Here is a 15,949-nt window from a genome sequence, read left to right as displayed (position 1 = left end):
GAACCGTGCCCCCAACGGGATTCGAACCCGTGCTACCGCCTTGAAAGGGCGGCGTCCTGGGCCGCTAGACGATGAGGGCGGCCCCGCCATCATTGCACACTCGCAACTTCAAGCGGACTTGCTCCCATCCGGCCCCGCCGGAGGCTTGGAAAGCATACGTGATGCCCCGCCGGTCGACCAAACCGGTATGGCCGGAGCCGCAGCGGACCGCGGAACCGCAGCTCAGACCCGTTCTAGCGGAGTCGGATGATCCCGTACCGGGTCTTCAGGTCGGCGATCATCCGGGAGCAGGCGGCCAGGGTCGCGCCCCGGTCGCCGCCTCCGTCGTGCAGCAGGACGACCGCGCCGGGCCGGGCGGCGGTGTGCACCCGCTCGCTGATCTTCTCCGCCGGCGGCTTCCCCCAGTCCTGCGGATCCACGGTCCAGTGGAGTGAACGCATCCCGAGCTGCTTGGCGACCTGCACGACCTCGGGTGTCCACCGTCCGCCCGGCTGGCGATAGAAGGGCACCCGTGCCGTGGGGACCGCCGCCCGGATCGCGCGCTGGGTACGGAGGAGGTCGGCCCGGATCTCGGCGACCGGCCGCCGGCCCAGGTCGACGTCGTGGTTCCAGCTGTGGTTGCAGAGCTGGTGGCCTTCCTCGACGATGCGGCGGACCAGGTCCGGGTGACGGCGGACCTGCGTACCCACCACGCAGAAGGTGGCGGTGACGCGGGCGGCGCGCAGCCGGTCGAGCACCTGGGGGGTCCAGACCGGGTCCGGGCCGTCGTCGAAGGTCAGCGCGACGCCGCTGACACCGGTGGTGCGCTGGAGCCCGGCGGGCAGCGTGGTCGGCAGCGGACGCAGGGGCCGGGCCGCGGGGGGCTTGCGGGTCGGTCGGGGTGTCGCGGTCGGTGCCGGCTCGGCGGGAAGGGTGCCGGAGGCGACGGGGCTGGGGCCGGTGACGGCCCGCAGCCGTCCGGTGCCGTCGCCGCAGCCGCCGCTGAGGACGACCAGGGCCAGACCGGACGCGAGGAGAGCGCGTAGGCGCATCGTTCGCTCCGAGGGGGGGTGGCGGGTCGGCGGACCTCCCGGAGGCTACGTGACGGTTCCCGGCACCGGACACCCCTGAGCGGCCTGCGTCACAGTCGCGCACCGATCACGTCACAGCGCGTGAGCGCGGCCCGGGTCGCCCCTCGTCGACGCCGGGCGGGACGTGGGACTATTCCCTGGTCGACTGGTCCAGTGAGTCTCGGACGGCCACCGCGAGCGAGACCGCCTCGGCGAGGCCGACCGGCCGGACGACCCCCGCCGGCAGCGTCTCGGCCCGCCACCCGGGCCCGGCGGCGAGCACCAGCAGTGGCCGGCGGGGCGCCGCGAGCAACGCGGTGAGCTGCTCGGGGCCGGCGGTGTCGCGGGTGTGCGACCAGATCACCACGGCGGCCGGCCCGGTCCGGTTGACCGCCTCGAGTAGCGCCTCCACCGGCACCCGGGCGCCGAGCATCCGGTACGCGACGCCGGCCTCGGCCAGCGCCGCGCCGAGCGCCTCCAGCGGCAGGCTGTGCTGCTCCTCGTCGGCGCAGGAGAGCAGGATGCGGGGTGGACCGCCGGGCGCGTGGGCGCGGGCGACCGCGGCCAGCACCTCCGAGACGCACCGGGACACGAGGTGCTCGACCTCGATGAGTGCGGCCGTGGCGGCGTGCCGTTCGCCGATCCCGACGAGGACGGGACGCAGGAGCCCGTCCCAGGTGGCGACGACCCCCTCGACCTGGATGGTGCGGGCGATCGTTTCGTTGATGACGACCGAGTCCAGCCGCATGGCGGCGCGAGCCAACCCGCGGGCCGCCGGACCGGCACGCCCCACCGGGATGGTGCCACCCCCGTCGCGGGTGCGGGCCGCGCGGGCACTCGGCACGGCGCCGGGCGCCTGGCGGGCCCAGCGGGCAGCCTCGGCCGGGGCGATCCCCTCGGCGGTGAGCCGCCGCATGATCTCCAGGCGCGCGAGGTCGGCCGGCGTGTACCGGCGGTGGTGCCCCGGGACGTGCTCGCTGGGCCCGAGCCCGTATCGCTGGTGCCAGGTACGCAGCGTCGTCACGGCGACTCCCAGCCGCCGGGCGACGGCCCCCGCGCTCAGCGCCTCATCCGCCACCCGACCGCTCCGCGGCGTCAGAGGCGCCCGGCTGGAGCGCGGCGGAACCGGCCGGACCGGCGGGATACAGGAGGCGGTTCACCACCCCGCCCAACCAGGGGGCGTACGCGTACGGGTCGGCGTCGAGGTCGGCTTCCAGCTCGACGGGGTCCACCCAGCGCAGCTCGGCGACCTCGTCCGGGTCCGGGTGCAGGGGGGTGTCCGGTGGGAGGACACCACGCAGGACGTGGTCGTACTCGAACTCGACCCGGCCGGTCGCCGGGTCCTCGGCGTAGTAGACGTACACCCCGACCTCGGTCAGTTCGACCGGGCCGACGCCCAGCTCCTCGGCGAGCCGCCGGTTGGCGGCGACGGTCAGGGACTCACCGGGACCCGGGTGGCCGCAGCAGGAGTTGCCCCACCGCAGGGGGAAGCGGGTCTTCACCGCCGCGCGGCGCTGGAGCAGCACCCGGCCCGCCGGGTCGACGAGCAGCACCGAGAAGGCCCGGTGCAGCTTCCCCGGCGGCTGGTGCGCGGCGGACACGGTGGTCCGACCGGTCGCCCGACCGGCGTCGTCCACCAGCTCGACCTGGTGGGCTTCGCGGGCGGTCACCGGCGGCTTCCCGTCACGCGGGCGGCGGCGAGCTTGCCGGAGATCAGCACCATCGGCACGCCGACGCCGGGTTGTGTGCCGGAGCCGACGAAGACCACGTTGCCCAGGCCGCGGTGCAGGTTGGACGGGCGGAACGGGCCGGTCTGGAAGAGGCTGTGCGCGGAGGCGAACGGGGTGCCGGCGGCCATGCCCTGCGCCGCCCATTCGGCGGGGGTGATCGTCCGCAGCACCTCGATGCCGTCCCCGAAGCCCACGTAGCCGCGCTCCTCCAGCGTCCCCACCAGCCGGTCGGCGTAGCGGTCGGCGAGGCCACCCCGCCAGTCGAGCGGCGCCCGGTCGAGGTTGGGCACCGGCGCCAGCACGTAGTAGGTGTGCCGGCCGGCCGGCGCCACCGACGGATCGGTCCGGCTGGGGTTGGTGACCAGCAGCGACGGGTCGCTCATCAGGTCACCGCGCCGGATGACCTCGTCGAAGGTGCCCCGCCACGACCGCCCGAAATGGATGTTGTGGTGAGCGATCTTCCCATAATCCCGCGTCGACCCGACGTGCAGGACCACGCAGGACGGCGAGTAGGTCAGCCGGCGCGGCCGGGCCGGCGGGAGCAGGTCCCGGTACGCGACCGGCAGGTCGGGGTTGAGCACCACCACGTCCGCCGGGACGAACTCGCCCTCCGCGGTGCGCACGCCGGTGGCGCGGTCACCGGCCGTCTCCACTCGGGTGACCGTGGTGCCGTACCGGAACTGCACGCCGTGCTTCTCGGCCGCGCCGGCCATCGCGCGGGAGACCGCGTGGATGCCGCCGCGCGGGAAGTACACCCCGGCCACGGAGTCGAGGTACGCGATGACCGCGTAGATGGCCAGCGCGTCGTGCGGGGCGAGCCCGGCGTACATCGCCTGGAACGAGAAGATCCGTTGGGTGCGCGGGTCCCGGAAGAACTGGTTGATCTTCGTCTGGAGCCGGCGGAACGCGCCGTTGGCGAGCAGTTTGAGCAGGTTGCCGGTGAGCAGGTCGGTCGGCGCGTCGAGGTTGCGCTCGATGAAGTCGGCCCGCTCCAGCCGCCACAGGTCACGCGCGTAGTCCACGAAGCGCAGGTAGCCGTCGGCCTCGCGGGGCCCGCAGACCTTCGCGATCTCGGCGGCCATCCGGGTGGTGTCGGTGATGACGTCGAGGGTCGAGCCGTCCGGGTAGTACGCCCGGTACGCGGGGTCGAGCGGGGTCAGGTCCAGCCAGTCGTCCAGTTCCTCGCCGACCGCGCCGAGCGCCTCGGCGATCAGGTCGGGCATGGTGAGCACGGTGGGGCCGGTGTCGAACTCGTACCCGTCGACGGTGAGCCGACCGGCCCGGCCGCCGGGCACCGGCTCGCGTTCGAGCACCGTCACCTGCCGGCCGCTGCCGGCCAGGTGCAGCGCGCACGCCAGCCCGCCGAGACCGGCGCCGACGACCACGACCCGGTCGGTACGCCCGTTCACGGTGCGCACGCCGCGACCACCTCCTTGTGCGAAGTTGCCCATCATGCCCGCCGGTTCGTCGTGGCGACGGCGAGGCCGGTCAGCGCGGTGCGCGCGGTCCGGTCGATCGACGGGTTGTCGAGGGCGGCCAGCGCCTCGGCGACCCGGTCGGAGATCATCCGCTCGACGCGGTCGACTGCACCGGTGTCGGCGACCAGTTCCGCCAGCCGCGCGATCTCACCGTCGCCGGTGCCGGCGCCGATCCGGTCGAGCGCGCGGCGCTGCGCCGGGCCGGCCAGGTGGCGGGCCAGCATGAGCAGCGCGGTCGGCTTCCCGGTGCGCAGGTCGTCGCCGGCCGGCTTCCCGGTGGTCGCCGAGTCGCCGTAGACGCCGAGCAGGTCGTCGCGGAGCTGGAACGCCTCGCCGACGGCCAGCCCGTAGCGGGTGTACGCGGCGATCAGCGGCCCGTCGACGTCGCCACCCGCCAGCGCCGCGCCGAAGAGCAGCGGCCGCTGCACGGTGTAGCTCGCGGTCTTGTACCGGGCGACCCGCAGCGCCCGGTCCACCGACCAGTTCGCCGCGTCGTTCTCGCCGAGGACGTCCAGGTACTGCCCGGCCACCGTCTCCACGCGCATCTGGTCGTAGCAGCGCCGGACGTCGAGCAGGCGTGCCGGCGGCAGGGCGGTGTGGGAGAGCAGCCGGTCGGCCCAGACCATGCAGAGGTCGCCGATCAGCACCGCGACCGCCTCGCCGAACCGGCCGGAGTCGCCGCGGTGGCCGGCGGCGGCGTGCTGCGCGGCGACCACCACGTGCGCGGCTGGCCGGCCGCGCCGGGTCGCGGACGCGTCCATCACGTCGTCGTGCACCAGCGCGAACGTGTGCAGCAGCTCCAGCGCGGCGAGCGCCGGCAGCACGGGTGCCGTCGGCTCGGCGACGCCGACCACGCCGCGCCAGCCCCAGTACGCGAACGTCGGGCGCACCCGCTTGCCACCGGCCAGGACGCAGTCGCGCGCGGTCGCGGCGAACCCGCCCATCGCCGCGTCGATTTCGGTCAGCGCGTCGACCTCGGCGGCGAGGAAGGCGGCGAGAGTGTCGTCCACCCCCGTGACCAGGTCCTCTGTGTACGCGGCCGGGACCGCGCGGATCGGGTCGTCCCGCACCGCCGGGCGTGCCGGCGGTGCACGGAGCGCGTCGCCCGCAACTGCGTCGTTAGCCATGTGGGCGAGCGTACCCTAGAGTTACGAGTTGCGTCGATTGGTGCGTCGATAGGAGGGAGGGGCCGGTGGACACGAATCTCACCGCTGCCTATGACCGTTGCCGTGACCTGCACCGACGTCACGGTCGTACCTACTATCTCGCCACCCGGTTGCTTCCCGCCTGGAAACGGCGGCATGTTCATGCGCTGTACGGATTCACGCGCTACGCGGACGAGATCGTTGACCGCACCGAGGACCTGCGCCCGGCCGAGCGGGCCGCCCGCCTCGACGACTGGGGCGGCCGGTTCGTCGCCGGCCTGCACGGCGAGCCGGTCGACGACCCACTGCTCCCCGCCGTCCTGCACACCATCGCCGTCTTCGATCTCGACCGGGACGACTTCGCGTCGTTCCTGAAGAGCATGGCGATGGACCTGACCGTCCACTCGTACCGCACCTACGACCACCTGCTCGACTACATGGAGGGTTCGGCGGCGGTCATCGGCACGATGATGCTGCCGATCCTGGGCAGCTCCGACCCGGTGGCGGCCCGGGAGCCGGCCCGCCAGCTCGGTTTCGCCTTCCAGCTGACGAACTTCATCCGGGACGTCGCCGAGGACCTCGACCGTGGTCGCACGTACCTGCCCGACGAGGACCTGGCGCGCTTCGGGGTCACCCGCGACGACCTGCTCGCCGCCCGCGCGGCCGGACGCGCCACCGAGCCGATCCGCGAACTCGTCCGGTACGAGGTCACCCGCGCCCAGGAGCACTACGCCGCCGCCGCGCCGGGCGTCACGATGCTCGCCCCCGCCTCGCAGGCCTGCATCCGCACCGCGTACGCGCTCTACGGCGGGATCCTCGGCGAGGTGGCCGCCCAGGACTTCGACGTCTTCGCCCGCCGGGCCGTCGTGCCGGGGCGACGCCGGCTGGCGGTGGCCGCCCGCGCCCTGCTCACCCCGACCGGCACCCCGGTCACGGTTCCCGGCCCGCCGGTCCGGTGACGTCGCGTACCGCGATCGTGCTCTTCACCCGCGACCTGCGGGTGCACGACCACCCGGCGCTGGCGACCACCTGCGCCGCCTTCGACCGGGTGGTGCCGCTGTACGTGCTCGACCCGGCGCTGGCCGGCCGCTCGCCGAACCGGACCCGCTTCCTGCACCAGAGCCTCGCCGCCCTGCGCGAGGCGCTGCGGAAGCGGGGCGGGGACCTCGTGGTCCGGCACGGCGACCCGGTCGTCGAGACGGTGAAGCTGGCCGAGGAGGTGGGCGCGGCGGGGATCGCCCTCTCCGCCGACGTCAGCCGGTACGCCCGCCGCCGCGAACGCCGGCTGCGCGACGACTGCCGGCGGCACCGGGTCGCGCTGCGGACCTTCCCCGGCCTGACCGTCGTCGAGCCGGGTGCGTTGACGCCCGGCGGCGGCGACCACTACCGGGTCTTCAGCCCGTACCACCGGGCGTGGAGCGGCCACCGGTGGCGGGCGGAACTGGCGGCGCCCCGCCGGGTCAGCCTCCCCGCGGGGGTACGGGTCGGACGGCTGCCGGCGCCGCCGGCCGGAGAGTCGCCCGACGCCGTACCCGGTGGCGAGGACGAGGCGCGGCGCCGGTTGTCCCGGTGGCTGCCCACCCTGCCCCGCTACGACGACCTGCACGACGACCTGGCCGGGGACGGCACCTCGCGGCTCAGCCCGTACCTGCGCTGGGGTTGCCTGTCTCCGCTCGCCGTGGCGAACGCGGCCGGTGACCGCGGCTCGCCGTTCGTCCGGCAGATCTGCTGGCGGGACTTCTACTACCAGGTCACCGGCGCGTTCCCCGACATCGGCGCGAGGGCGTACCGGCGCGGGGCCGCCGAGGACTGGCGGTACGACGACGACGCCCTCGCGGCCTGGACCGAGGGACGGACGGGGGTGCCCGTCGTGGACGCCGGTATGCGGCAGCTGCGGGCGCAGGGCTGGATGCACAACCGGGCCCGGCTCGTCACCGCCGGCTACCTGACCAGGAGCCTCGGGCTGGACTGGCGTCCCGGCGTCGCGGTCTTCTTCCGCTGGCTGCTCGACGGGGACGTCGCGAACAACTCCGGCAACTGGCAGTGGGTGGCCGGCACCGGCAACGACACCCGGCCGTACCGGAGCTTCAACCCGGTCCGGCAGGCGCAGCGGTACGACCCGGACGGCGCGTACGTCCGGCGGTGGGTCCCCGAGCTGGCGGCGGTGGGCGGCGGGGCGGTGCACCAGCCGTGGCGGCTGCCCGACGAGGTACGCCGGACCCTCGACTACCCGCCGCCGCTGTCGGCCCCGGGCAGCGACCCGGTCTGGCTGCGCTGACCCGGGTCACCGCCAGACGGTGACCTCGAGGATCCGCCCGCCGCCGTCCGGTATCCGTCAGCGACGCCGCCCGGAGGTTACGGAACCGGGAATTCCCCCGGTGGGTGCTGGTTGGGCCGGCAGTCGGTGCGGAATGCTGACGGGATGGCGGAGCCGCAGATCGTGGACGTGGTCGTTGTCGGGCTCGGCGTCGGCGGGGAGGAGGTCGCCGGCCGGCTCGCCGAGGCCGGGCTGAGCGTCGTCGGCGTCGAGCGGAGCCTGGTCGGGGGCGAGTGCCCGTACTGGGGGTGCATCCCGAGCAAGATGATGATCCGGGCGGCCAACGCGATCGCCGAGGCGCGGCGTGTCGACGGCCTCGCCGGGACGGCGCAGGTCCGCCCCGACTGGGCGCCGGTGGCGAAGCGGATCCGCGAGGAGGCCACCGACACCTGGGACGACCGCGCGGCCGTGGACCGGTTCGTCGGGAAGGGCGGCCGGTTCGTCCGCGGCAGCGGGCGGCTCGACGGTCCTGGCCGGGTCCGGGTCGGCGACCAGGTCTTCCAGGCCCGGCACGGGGTCGTGCTCGGCACCGGCACCCGCCCGTCCGTTCCGCCGGTCGACGGGCTGGCGGACACCCCGTACTGGACGAACCACCAGGCGATCGAGGTCGAGGAGCTGCCGGAGTCGCTGCTGGTGCTCGGCGGCGGCGCGATCGGGCTGGAGCTGGCGCAGGTCTTCGCCCGGTTCGGCGTCCGGGTCACCGTCGTCGAGGCGCTGGACCGGGTGCTCGCCGTCGAGGAGCCCGAGGCGTCCGAGGCGGCCGCCGCCGCGCTGCGGGCCGACGGCGTGAAGATCCACACCGGAGTGACCGCCGAGCGCGTCGACCACGACGGGCGGCGGTTCACGCTGCACGCGGGCGGGACCGCGTACACCGCCGACCGGCTGCTGGTCGTGACCGGCCGCCGGGCGCACCTCGACGAACTGGGCCTGGACAGCGTCGGCGTCCGGGCGGACCAGCGTTACCTGGCGGTCGACGACCGCCTGCGGGTCACCGACGGGATCTGGGCGGTCGGCGACGTCACCGGCGAGGGCGCCTTCACCCACGTCGCCATGTACCAGGCCGGCATCGTCGTCGCCGACCTGCTCGACCACTTCCGGCGGGCCGGCAGCACGCCGGACGCCAGCGGCACCGCCAGTGTGACGGGCGGCGCGATGGGCGCGGCGAGCACCCACGCCGTGAGCGGTTCGAGCGGCTCGGCCGGGACGGTTCCGCGAGCCGACTACCGGGCGCTGCCCCGGGTCACCTTCACCGACCCGGAGGTCGGCGCGGTCGGGCTCACCGAGCAGCAGGCCCGGCAGCGGGGGATCAACGTCCAGGTCGGAACGGCGCAGCTCGGCTCGTCGACGCGCGGCTGGATCCACCGCGCCGACGGCTTCGTCAAGCTGATCGCCGACGCGGACCAGGGGGTGCTGGTCGGCGGCACGTCGGTCGGGCCGGCCGGCGGCGAGGTGCTGTCCGCGCTGGCGGTCGCCGTGCACGCGGCGGTACCGCTGGCCCAGCTCCGCCACATGATCTACGCGTACCCGACGTTCCACCGCGCCATCTCGGAGGCGCTGCGCGAGCTCAGGTAGCCGGTGCGCCGTGCCGGCCGGCCCCGGCCGCGAACCGGGCCGCCCCCGCCAACGCGTCGGTGGCCAGCGAGTCCATGCCGTACCGCAGCTCGGCCGCCAGGGCTTCGGGCTCCGCAAGCGCCGCGGTCGCCAGCACCGACGCCCGGTCGTTACGCAGGCAGGTCTGCGGGTGCCGGGCGATCTCCGCCGCGAGCCGCTCGGCCGCCGTCCGGGCCTCACCCGGCGCGACCAGCCGGTTCACCAACCCCATCGCGTACGCCTCGTCGGCCGGCACCGGCCGGCCGGTGAGGATCAGGTCCATCGCCCGGCTCTCGCCGATCAGCCTCGGCAGCCGGACCGTGCCGCCGTCGATCAGCGGTACGCCCCACCGCCGGCAGAGGACCCCGAGCACCGTGTCGGACTCGGCGACCCGCAGGTCGCACCAGAGCGCCAGTTCGAGGCCGCCGGCGACCGCGTACCCGGAGATCGCCGCGATCACCGGCTTGGACAGCGCCATCCGGGTCGGGCCCATCGGGCCGTCCCCGTCCGGCTCGACGCGGTTGCCGCGCGGGGTGCCGATCGCCTTCAGGTCCGCCCCGGCGCAGAACGTGCCGCCGGCGCCCCACAGCACGGCCACCGCCGCCTCCGGGTCGGCGTCGAAGGCGCGGAACGCGTCGGCCAGGGCCCGGGCGGTGGGACCGTCGACGGCGTTGCGCGCGTCCGGCCGGTCCAGGATCACCGTGGTCACCGCTCCGGCGTGCTCGACGCGTACACCCATCGGCACAGCATGCCCCCGGCGGTGCCGGCGCGCCAGGTGCCATCCTGGTGCACGATCTTGCGGAGTGCCCCGCGAGAGCGGGCGAGCGTAGCGGAGCCTGCCCATGGACCTGTACGACGTCATCCACCGCCGCCGGGACGTGCGGGCGCAGTTCACCGGGGCGCCGGTGCCCGACGACGTGCTGCACCGGGTGCTCACGGCGGCGCACGCCGCGCCGAGCGTCGGCTACTCGCAGCCGTGGGACTTCGTCGTCGTCCGCGACCCGGAGCTGCGCCGGCGCTTCCACGACCACGTCAGCGCCGAGCGGGAGGTGTTCGCGGCGACGCTGGACGGAGCGGCGGCCGAGCGGTTCGCCCGGATCAAGATCGACGGTGTGCTGGAGTCCAGCCTGTCCGTCGTGGTCACCTACGACCACTCACGGGGTGGGCCGGCGGTGCTCGGCCGGCACGCCATCGCCGACACCGGCCTCTACTCCGCCTGCCTCGCCATCCAGAACCTCTGGCTCGCCGCCACCGCCGAAGGGCTCGGCGTCGGGTGGGTCTCCTTCTACCGGGAGGAGTGGCTGGCCGGCCTGCTCGGCATCCCGGCCGGGATCCGGCCGGTGGCGTGGCTCTGCCTCGGCCCGGTCACCCATTTCGAGGCCGTACCCGACCTGGAGCGCCACGGCTGGCGGCGGAAGCGCCCGCTCGCCGAGGCCGTCCACGTCGACCGCTGGGGCGCGACCGCGGGTTGACGCGTGGCGGTGCGCTCCGCCCACGACCGCCGTCTGGTCGGCGTCACCCGGTTGCCGACCGGACGGGGTTTACGGCCCGTTTCGCCGGGAAGTGGATACCCCGTGCGAGCGCTACTGACCAAGATCGAGCAGACGTCCCGGCTGGACCGGATCGGGGACCCGCTCCAGCGGGCGGTCCAGGCCACCCTCCGCCCGCAACGCGTCCGCGACCTCCTGCACGGCGTCTGGCTGGGCCACCCGCTGCACCCGGCGATGGTGCAGGTTCCGGTCGGCGCCTGGATCAGCACCGCGGTGCTGGACCTGATGCCGGGTCAGCGACGCGCCGCCACCACCCTCTGCGCCGTCGGCACGGTCAGCGCGGTGCCGGCCGCCGTGGCCGGGCTCAACGACTGGGCGGCCCTCTCCCGGGACCAGCGGCGGATCGGCCTCCTGCACGCCGCCTCCAACACGATCGGTCTCGCCTGCTACGCCGGGTCGGTCGCCGCGCGGCTCGCCGGCAACCACCGGCTCGGCCGTACGCTCGGCTGGCTCGGCCTCACCGCGGCGAGCGTCGGCGCGTACGTGGGCGGGCATCTCGCGTACAAGCAGGGTGCCCAGGTCAACCAGAGCATCTCCGAGCTGCACCGGATGAGCGAGGGCTGGCACTCGATCGCGGACATGTCCGCGCTGCCACAGCGCACGCTGGTCACCCGCGAGATCGACGACGTGTCGGTGATCCTGTACCGGCACGGCGACGACGTCACCGTGATGCTGGAGCGCTGCCCCCACCAGAGCGGCCCGCTCGGTGAGGGTGAGGTGCAGGAGATCGACGGCCACGCGTGCGTGGTGTGCCCCTGGCACGGCAGCACGTTCCGCCTCAACGGCGGCGAGGTCGTGCACGGCCCGTCCGCGAACGACCAGGTCGTCCTGCCCACCCGGGTGGTGGACGGAGTCCTGGAGGCCCGCCTCCCGTGACGCGGCACCGCCCGACCGTTGCCGCCCATGATCGGATACGCCGCACCGACTCGACACGCCGGTCCGACCGTCCCTGAGCCGTATCCGATCTTGCGCTGTGCGGAGTGGACGCGCGGATGATCGGCCCCGCCGGCGGCGTCAGTCCCTCCGGTGCCGTCCGCTCGGAAGCTCCCGCTGGTGCCGGGCCGTCGCCGCGCCCCGGCCCGTTACGACCCGGACGGTGGCCGGGCGGCGGCGCAGGCCGAAAACCGCGCCGATCTGCGCGCCGATGATGCTCGACACGGCCAGGATCGCCGACACGGCGAGCGGTCGGTTCACCCGGTCCGGGTCGCCCGGTCGGGCCGCGCCCACCGTCACGGCCGGCCCGCCTCTCGGAGCCGTGGCGGACGGCTCGTCCGGCGCCGGCCGTTCCGGGGCCGGCACGGGCGCCGCCGGTGGCCGCGGGGTCGGGCGGGCCACCAGCCGGCCGGTGGCGTGCGGGCGGGCACCCCGGTCCTCGGCCTCGGCCGGCAGCCGCAGCAGCTGTCCCGGGTGGATCCGGTCCGGGTCGGCCAGCCGGTTCATCCGTGCGAGGGTCCGGTACTCGCCGAAGCTGTCCAGGTACCGCTCGGCGATCGAGCCGAGGTGGTCGCCCTTCGCCACCCGGTAGACCGGCGCGCGGCCGGCCTGGTCGCGGGGAGTGGTCGGTGTGCTGGCCCGGGCCGGCGACGCGCCCAGCGCTTCCCGCGTGATCCGTGCCGCCTGGTGTGGCGTGGCCAGGGCCGGTGCGGCGAGCACGGGACGGTCGACGCCGGTCGGTGCGGCGAACGCCGGGCGGTCGAGCGCACGAACCGTGGACCCGGTCGCGTGGTGCGGCGCTGCCAGCGTCGTGGCGGTCGGCGGCGTGGCGAGCGCCGGTGGCCCCGCCGCGACCGCCGCCGCGCTCGCCGCCGCCGGGCTGGCCGCCAGGATCAGCGCGACGGACCCGACCAGCGTGGCGGCGGCCCGCTGCTGCCGGCTCATCCCGGGCAGCCGGGGCGCCGGCCGGCGCAGCACCAACGCGCCCAGCTCGACCAGGACCGACAGCGCGAAGGTGGCCCACCCCGCCCAGCCGGCCAGCGCGAGCGCCCGCAGGAACAGTTGCCCGTCGTCGCGGCTGGTCAGCACCGCGCCGACCTCGGCGAGCGTGGGCACCTGGTCGGGCAGCGGGTTGCCGGCCAGCGCGAGCAGCGCCACCGGTGCCCCGACCAGCAGCGCGCAGAGCAGGACGAGCGCCCCGAAGCCGGTGAGGACCCGTCCGACGGTACGAGCCGGTGTGGCCATGGCTGCCTTCCTTCCTACGGCGCGCCGGTGAGCGCCCGGGCGGTCGCCTCGCCGGAGACGGTGACGGTGTCGTCGAAGCCGACGAGGCCGAGCAGGGACCTCTGGTACGTGACGGTGACGCGGACCCGGACGACGGTCTCCCCGTCGACCACGGGGAAGCTGACCGTGTGGCTGGTGGCGCCGGCGGCGGTCAGGTAGGCGGCCACCGCACGGCGGGCCTGCGGCTGGTCGATCCGCTTCGGCCCGCCCTCGATCGCGGCGGCCCGGTCGATCGACTGGCCACCGACCCGGGCGGCCTCGGCGGCGAGGTTGTCGGCCCGCTGCAACGAGCGCAGCTGCCCGGCCCCGTCGAAGGCGAGCGCGACGATCGTCAAGATGCCGATCGCGGTCACCGCCAGGAACACGCTGACGCGGCCGGAGTCGCCCCGGGCGTGTCGTACGGCCGGGGCATGCTCGGCGGTACCGGTGGGCGCCCGGTCCGCCGGAGGGAGGGGGATGTCATGGCGTTCGGATACGTGGGCTCGATGCGGGCCAGGCCGGGGCGTCGCGCGGAGGTGGTGGCGATCCTCCTCGAGGCCGCCGACCAGGTCGCCTCGGCCGGGTGCTCCCTCTACGCGGTCGGCGTCTCCGAGACCGACCCGGATCTGATCGTCGTCAGCGAGATCTGGCGGTCCCGGGAGCACCACGCCGCGTCCCTCCAGCTTCCGGAGACCCGCGCCGCCATCGAGCGGGCGATGCCGATGCTGACGGGTGAGTTCACCGGCCAGGAGCTGAACGTGGTGGGCGGCCTCGGCGTCCCGGCGGCACTGTCCTGAGCTGGCGCTCATCCCCGGCTCCGGTAGCGGTCCAGCGGTGACGTGAAGCTCGCCGTCACCCGCTTGCCGGTGGGCATCCCGGGCAGCACCGACAGGTGCACGTCGGACAGGTCGACCGAGCAGGAGATCCGCACGGTGACTGAGGCGTCCTGGCCGACCGGGCTGTGGAACGCCGCGTCGAAGCTGGTCGGCCGTCCGTTCACGGTGCCGCTGAAGGCGAGGGTGGGCGTACCGGCGCAGTTGAGCCGGCGCCAGTCGAGCAGCCGGACGGCCGCCTCCCGGGCCTCGCGGCGGGCGGTGCCGGCGTCCCGGGAGATGGAGGCGGCGCGCGCGGCGTCGTGGGCGGCGGCGTCGACGGCCTCGGCCGCCACCGCGGTACGCCCCGCGACGCCGGCCAGCACGAGCAGCGCGATGAAGGCCGGCGCGAGGATCGCCACCTCGACCGAGACGGAACCACGCTCGCGGCTCACGGCGTCGTCCACCGTTCCACGGTCCCGTGCGCGCTCTGGCGCACCGGGAAGTCCACACCGGGGACGACGGAGAGCGAGCGGCCGCTGACCGTGCAGGTCACGTCGGTCGCGCTGGTCACGCAGCTCGGGCCCGGTGACGTCCAGCCGACCAGCCAACCGCCGGCCGCCGCCAGGAACCGCCGCGCGCGGGCCTCGCCGGCCCCCGGTGGGGCCTGGTGGACGCGCTGCGCGTTGACCGCGCTCTGTGCGGCGTTCAGCGCCGTCGACCGGGCGACGAACCAGGCGGCCACCTGGATGGACCCGAAGAGCAGCACGAAGATCACCGGCATGACTACGGCCAGCTCGACCGGACTGGCTCCCCGGTCACCACCGCCGAGCGGGTCGACCGCGACGGCGCGCATGCCGCATCGCCGGGCGGTGTCGTCCGCCCGGCGACCGGCCGGCAACGTTCGGCGCATCGATCAGGGCGCGGTCGGAATGGCGTTCATCCAGTTCTGCGCACGGGCCGCGACCAGCGCGGTGACGGTGAGCGCGGCGGCGACCAAGCCGAAGATGATCACGGCGGTGGGGACCGGGCTGTCGCCCCGCTCGCCGTCACGGCGCAACTCGGCGAGCCGCGCGACCAGCGCGACGTGCAGGTACGTGATCAGAGACATCGGGTGCTCCTTGTCGGGGTGGCCGTCAGAGACGGGCGAGGAACGGGTACGTGGCGAAACCGAGCAGGACGAACACGAGCAGGGCGCCCGGGATGTCGAGCCGACTGGTCACCCCCTCTGCCCGGGCCAGGTTGTCGGTGCGGATCTGGTCGCGTAGGGAGTCAGCGCGGCTGCGCAGGGTCTCGTGCACCTGTGCCCCCTCGCTGCCGGACGAGCGCATGATCGCGCCCACGTCGCCGAGTTCCGGGATACCGATGCGGTCGGCGAGTTCCCGCAGTTCGTCCCAGGGGGAGTGCATCTGGAGCTGGGCGAGCCGCAGCGACTCCCGGATCCGGTCGAAGACCCAGCCGTCGCAGACCTCCGCCGCCCGTTCCAGGGACTGCACCGGGCCGTGCGCTGCGGAGAGCTGCAACGCCACCAGGTCGAGGTACGTGCAGACGGCCGCCCGGAACTCGTCGCGGGCGGCGTCCGCCTTCGCGAGCACCGCCCGGTGCGCGAGCAGCGCGCACACCAGGGCGAGGCCCAGACTGCCCAGCACCGGTACGGCCACCGGCAGCCGTACGCCCACGGTGGCGAGGGCGACGCTCAGCAGACTCGGTGCGGCGAGCCCGATCAGGGCGGAGAGCAGGAGCGACAGGGCGTACTGCTCCGGTGTGCGGTCGAGCAGGGCGAGTTGCTGATGCGGTGGCCGCAGCCAGCGGGCCAGGCCGGACAGCCATTCCAGCCGCCGGTCGGCCGGGGCGACCGCGCGGGCGCCGGGCGGCTGGTGCAGCCGTCGCAGCGCGGGTCCGAGCGCCGGGGTCGCCGGTACGAGTTCCCGGACCACCAGGAAGACGCCGAGCCCGATCGCCGACCCGGCGGCCACCGCGACGACGAGCTGCCAGTTGCCGATCACCGGAGCCACCTTTCGTTCGCGGCTGCGGGGCTCACAAGCTCGACGGGCCTTCCGGCTCGGCCGCGTCCCACGCGAG

At 74.9% G+C, this 15,949-nt stretch carries 17 protein-coding genes, 1 tRNA gene and 2 pseudogenes; 7 read left to right on the top strand and 13 right to left on the bottom strand.

The window, feature by feature from the left end; all coding sequences use genetic code 11:
* Positions 1–6: 6 nt before the first annotated feature.
* The 6 genes from GKC29_RS03255 to GKC29_RS03230 all read right to left on the bottom strand — a co-directional run bounded on the left by GKC29_RS03255 (position 7) and on the right by GKC29_RS03230 (position 5,384).
* A tRNA-Glu gene (locus GKC29_RS03255) sits at positions 7–79 on the bottom strand.
* Positions 80–233: 154 nt separating this feature from the next.
* Positions 234–1,031 carry a polysaccharide deacetylase family protein gene (locus GKC29_RS03250; protein ID WP_155329411.1) on the bottom strand — a complete coding sequence of 266 codons (798 nt, stop codon included), beginning with the start codon at positions 1,029–1,031 and terminating at the stop codon, positions 234–236.
* A 169-nt stretch (positions 1,032–1,200) separates the two neighbouring features.
* Positions 1,201–2,127: a MerR family transcriptional regulator gene (locus GKC29_RS03245; RefSeq protein WP_155329410.1), complete on the bottom strand. Its 927-nt coding sequence runs from the start codon at positions 2,125–2,127 to the stop codon at positions 1,201–1,203.
* Positions 2,117–2,719, bottom strand: a complete 603-nt coding sequence (gene idi / locus GKC29_RS03240; RefSeq protein WP_155329409.1) for an isopentenyl-diphosphate Delta-isomerase — start codon at positions 2,717–2,719, stop codon at positions 2,117–2,119. The genes GKC29_RS03245 and idi overlap by 11 nt, the downstream gene beginning before the upstream one ends.
* The gene (crtI, locus tag GKC29_RS03235) at positions 2,716–4,197 is read right to left on the bottom strand and encodes a phytoene desaturase family protein (RefSeq protein WP_155329408.1); all 1,482 of its coding nucleotides are present in this window, start codon (positions 4,195–4,197) and stop codon (positions 2,716–2,718) included. The genes idi and crtI overlap by 4 nt, the downstream gene beginning before the upstream one ends.
* A gap of 32 nt (positions 4,198–4,229) precedes the next feature.
* Positions 4,230–5,384 carry a polyprenyl synthetase family protein gene (locus GKC29_RS03230; RefSeq protein ID WP_155329407.1) on the bottom strand — a complete coding sequence of 385 codons (1,155 nt, stop codon included), beginning with the start codon at positions 5,382–5,384 and terminating at the stop codon, positions 4,230–4,232.
* A 65-nt stretch (positions 5,385–5,449) separates the two neighbouring features.
* Here GKC29_RS03230 and GKC29_RS03225 point away from each other — a divergent pair, with 65 nt between their 5' ends.
* The 4 genes and pseudogenes from GKC29_RS03225 to GKC29_RS30465 all read left to right on the top strand — a co-directional run.
* The gene (locus GKC29_RS03225; RefSeq protein ID WP_155329406.1) at positions 5,450–6,361 is read left to right on the top strand and encodes a phytoene/squalene synthase family protein; all 912 of its coding nucleotides are present in this window, start codon (positions 5,450–5,452) and stop codon (positions 6,359–6,361) included.
* Positions 6,358–7,680, top strand: a complete 1,323-nt coding sequence (locus GKC29_RS03220; RefSeq protein ID WP_155329405.1) for a deoxyribodipyrimidine photo-lyase — start codon at positions 6,358–6,360, stop codon at positions 7,678–7,680. The genes GKC29_RS03225 and GKC29_RS03220 overlap by 4 nt, the downstream gene beginning before the upstream one ends.
* A gap of 144 nt (positions 7,681–7,824) precedes the next feature.
* Positions 7,825–8,830, top strand: a pseudogene (locus GKC29_RS03215) (FAD-dependent oxidoreductase); the annotation flags it as partial.
* 89 nt (positions 8,831–8,919) lie between these two features.
* Positions 8,920–9,291 (top strand): annotated as a pseudogene (locus GKC29_RS30465) (NAD(P)/FAD-dependent oxidoreductase); the annotation flags it as partial.
* Here the strand turns inward: GKC29_RS30465 and GKC29_RS03210 are convergent.
* Positions 9,284–10,048 carry a crotonase/enoyl-CoA hydratase family protein gene (locus GKC29_RS03210; protein ID WP_155329403.1) on the bottom strand — a complete coding sequence of 255 codons (765 nt, stop codon included), beginning with the start codon at positions 10,046–10,048 and terminating at the stop codon, positions 9,284–9,286. The pseudogene GKC29_RS30465 and the gene GKC29_RS03210 sit on opposite strands and share 8 nt — an antisense overlap.
* Before the next feature lie 103 nt (positions 10,049–10,151).
* Between GKC29_RS03210 and bluB the strand changes: the two genes are divergently transcribed.
* Together bluB and GKC29_RS03200 are read left to right on the top strand one after the other, a co-directional pair.
* Positions 10,152–10,781 carry a 5,6-dimethylbenzimidazole synthase gene (bluB, locus tag GKC29_RS03205; RefSeq protein WP_155329402.1) on the top strand — a complete coding sequence of 210 codons (630 nt, stop codon included), beginning with the start codon at positions 10,152–10,154 and terminating at the stop codon, positions 10,779–10,781.
* A 102-nt stretch (positions 10,782–10,883) separates the two neighbouring features.
* On the top strand, positions 10,884–11,735 hold the full coding sequence (locus GKC29_RS03200) for a Rieske 2Fe-2S domain-containing protein (protein ID WP_155329401.1): 852 nt from the start codon (positions 10,884–10,886) through the stop codon (positions 11,733–11,735).
* A gap of 138 nt (positions 11,736–11,873) precedes the next feature.
* On the opposite strand, the gene GKC29_RS03195 is transcribed toward GKC29_RS03200, so the two are convergent.
* Together GKC29_RS03195 and GKC29_RS03190 are read right to left on the bottom strand one after the other, a co-directional pair.
* Positions 11,874–13,037 (bottom strand): LysM peptidoglycan-binding domain-containing protein, encoded by a 1,164-nt coding sequence (locus GKC29_RS03195; RefSeq protein WP_155329400.1) that lies wholly within the window; start codon positions 13,035–13,037, stop codon positions 11,874–11,876.
* 14 nt (positions 13,038–13,051) lie between these two features.
* Entirely contained in the window at positions 13,052–13,441 is a 390-nt protein-coding gene (locus GKC29_RS03190; protein ID WP_155329399.1) for a hypothetical protein, read from the bottom strand.
* A gap of 96 nt (positions 13,442–13,537) precedes the next feature.
* Here GKC29_RS03190 and GKC29_RS03185 point away from each other — a divergent pair, with 96 nt between their 5' ends.
* The gene (locus GKC29_RS03185) at positions 13,538–13,852 is read left to right on the top strand and encodes a putative quinol monooxygenase (protein ID WP_155329398.1); all 315 of its coding nucleotides are present in this window, start codon (positions 13,538–13,540) and stop codon (positions 13,850–13,852) included.
* Positions 13,853–13,860: 8 nt separating this feature from the next.
* Here the strand turns inward: GKC29_RS03185 and GKC29_RS03180 are convergent, their stop codons facing one another.
* The 4 genes from GKC29_RS03180 to GKC29_RS03165 are packed head-to-tail and all read right to left on the bottom strand — an operon-like array spanning position 13,861 to position 15,870.
* Positions 13,861–14,334: a TadE/TadG family type IV pilus assembly protein gene (locus tag GKC29_RS03180; protein WP_155329397.1), complete on the bottom strand. Its 474-nt coding sequence runs from the start codon at positions 14,332–14,334 to the stop codon at positions 13,861–13,863.
* Positions 14,319–14,723 carry a TadE/TadG family type IV pilus assembly protein gene (locus GKC29_RS03175; protein ID WP_155329396.1) on the bottom strand — a complete coding sequence of 135 codons (405 nt, stop codon included), beginning with the start codon at positions 14,721–14,723 and terminating at the stop codon, positions 14,319–14,321. Before GKC29_RS03175 ends, GKC29_RS03180 begins: the two co-directional genes overlap by 16 nt.
* A 60-nt stretch (positions 14,724–14,783) precedes the next feature.
* A complete protein-coding gene (locus tag GKC29_RS03170; RefSeq protein WP_155329395.1) occupies positions 14,784–14,978 on the bottom strand; it encodes a hypothetical protein in 195 nt (64 codons plus the stop codon).
* Between the two features lie 25 nt (positions 14,979–15,003).
* Positions 15,004–15,870, bottom strand: coding sequence for a type II secretion system F family protein (locus GKC29_RS03165; protein ID WP_155333958.1), 867 nt, complete (start codon positions 15,868–15,870; stop codon positions 15,004–15,006).
* Between the last annotated feature and the right edge of the window lie 79 nt (positions 15,871–15,949).

It is taken from the genome of Micromonospora sp. WMMC415 (genome assembly GCF_009707425.1).
In the GTDB taxonomy this organism is placed as follows: Bacteria; Actinomycetota; Actinomycetes; order Mycobacteriales; family Micromonosporaceae; genus Micromonospora.
Note: the sequence above shows the minus strand (reverse complement) of the source record. Positions and strands in the feature narration are given on the sequence as shown.

Excerpts from the sequence above, each read along its gene's own strand:
- GKC29_RS03250 (WP_155329411.1), bottom strand. The coding sequence starts at position 1,031 with ATGCGCCTACGCGCTCTCCTCGCGTCCGGTCTGGCCCTGGTCGTCCTC.
- GKC29_RS03230 (WP_155329407.1), bottom strand. The coding sequence starts at position 5,384 with ATGGCTAACGACGCAGTTGCGGGCGACGCGCTCCGTGCACCGCCGGCA.
- GKC29_RS03210 (WP_155329403.1), bottom strand. The coding sequence starts at position 10,048 with ATGGGTGTACGCGTCGAGCACGCCGGAGCGGTGACCACGGTGATCCTG.
- bluB (WP_155329402.1), top strand. The coding sequence starts at position 10,152 with ATGGACCTGTACGACGTCATCCACCGCCGCCGGGACGTGCGGGCGCAG.
- GKC29_RS03195 (WP_155329400.1), bottom strand. The coding sequence starts at position 13,037 with ATGGCCACACCGGCTCGTACCGTCGGACGGGTCCTCACCGGCTTCGGG.
- GKC29_RS03185 (WP_155329398.1), top strand. The coding sequence starts at position 13,538 with ATGGCGTTCGGATACGTGGGCTCGATGCGGGCCAGGCCGGGGCGTCGC.
- GKC29_RS03175 (WP_155329396.1), bottom strand. The coding sequence starts at position 14,723 with ATGCGCGCCGTCGCGGTCGACCCGCTCGGCGGTGGTGACCGGGGAGCC.
- GKC29_RS03170 (WP_155329395.1), bottom strand. The coding sequence starts at position 14,978 with ATGTCTCTGATCACGTACCTGCACGTCGCGCTGGTCGCGCGGCTCGCC.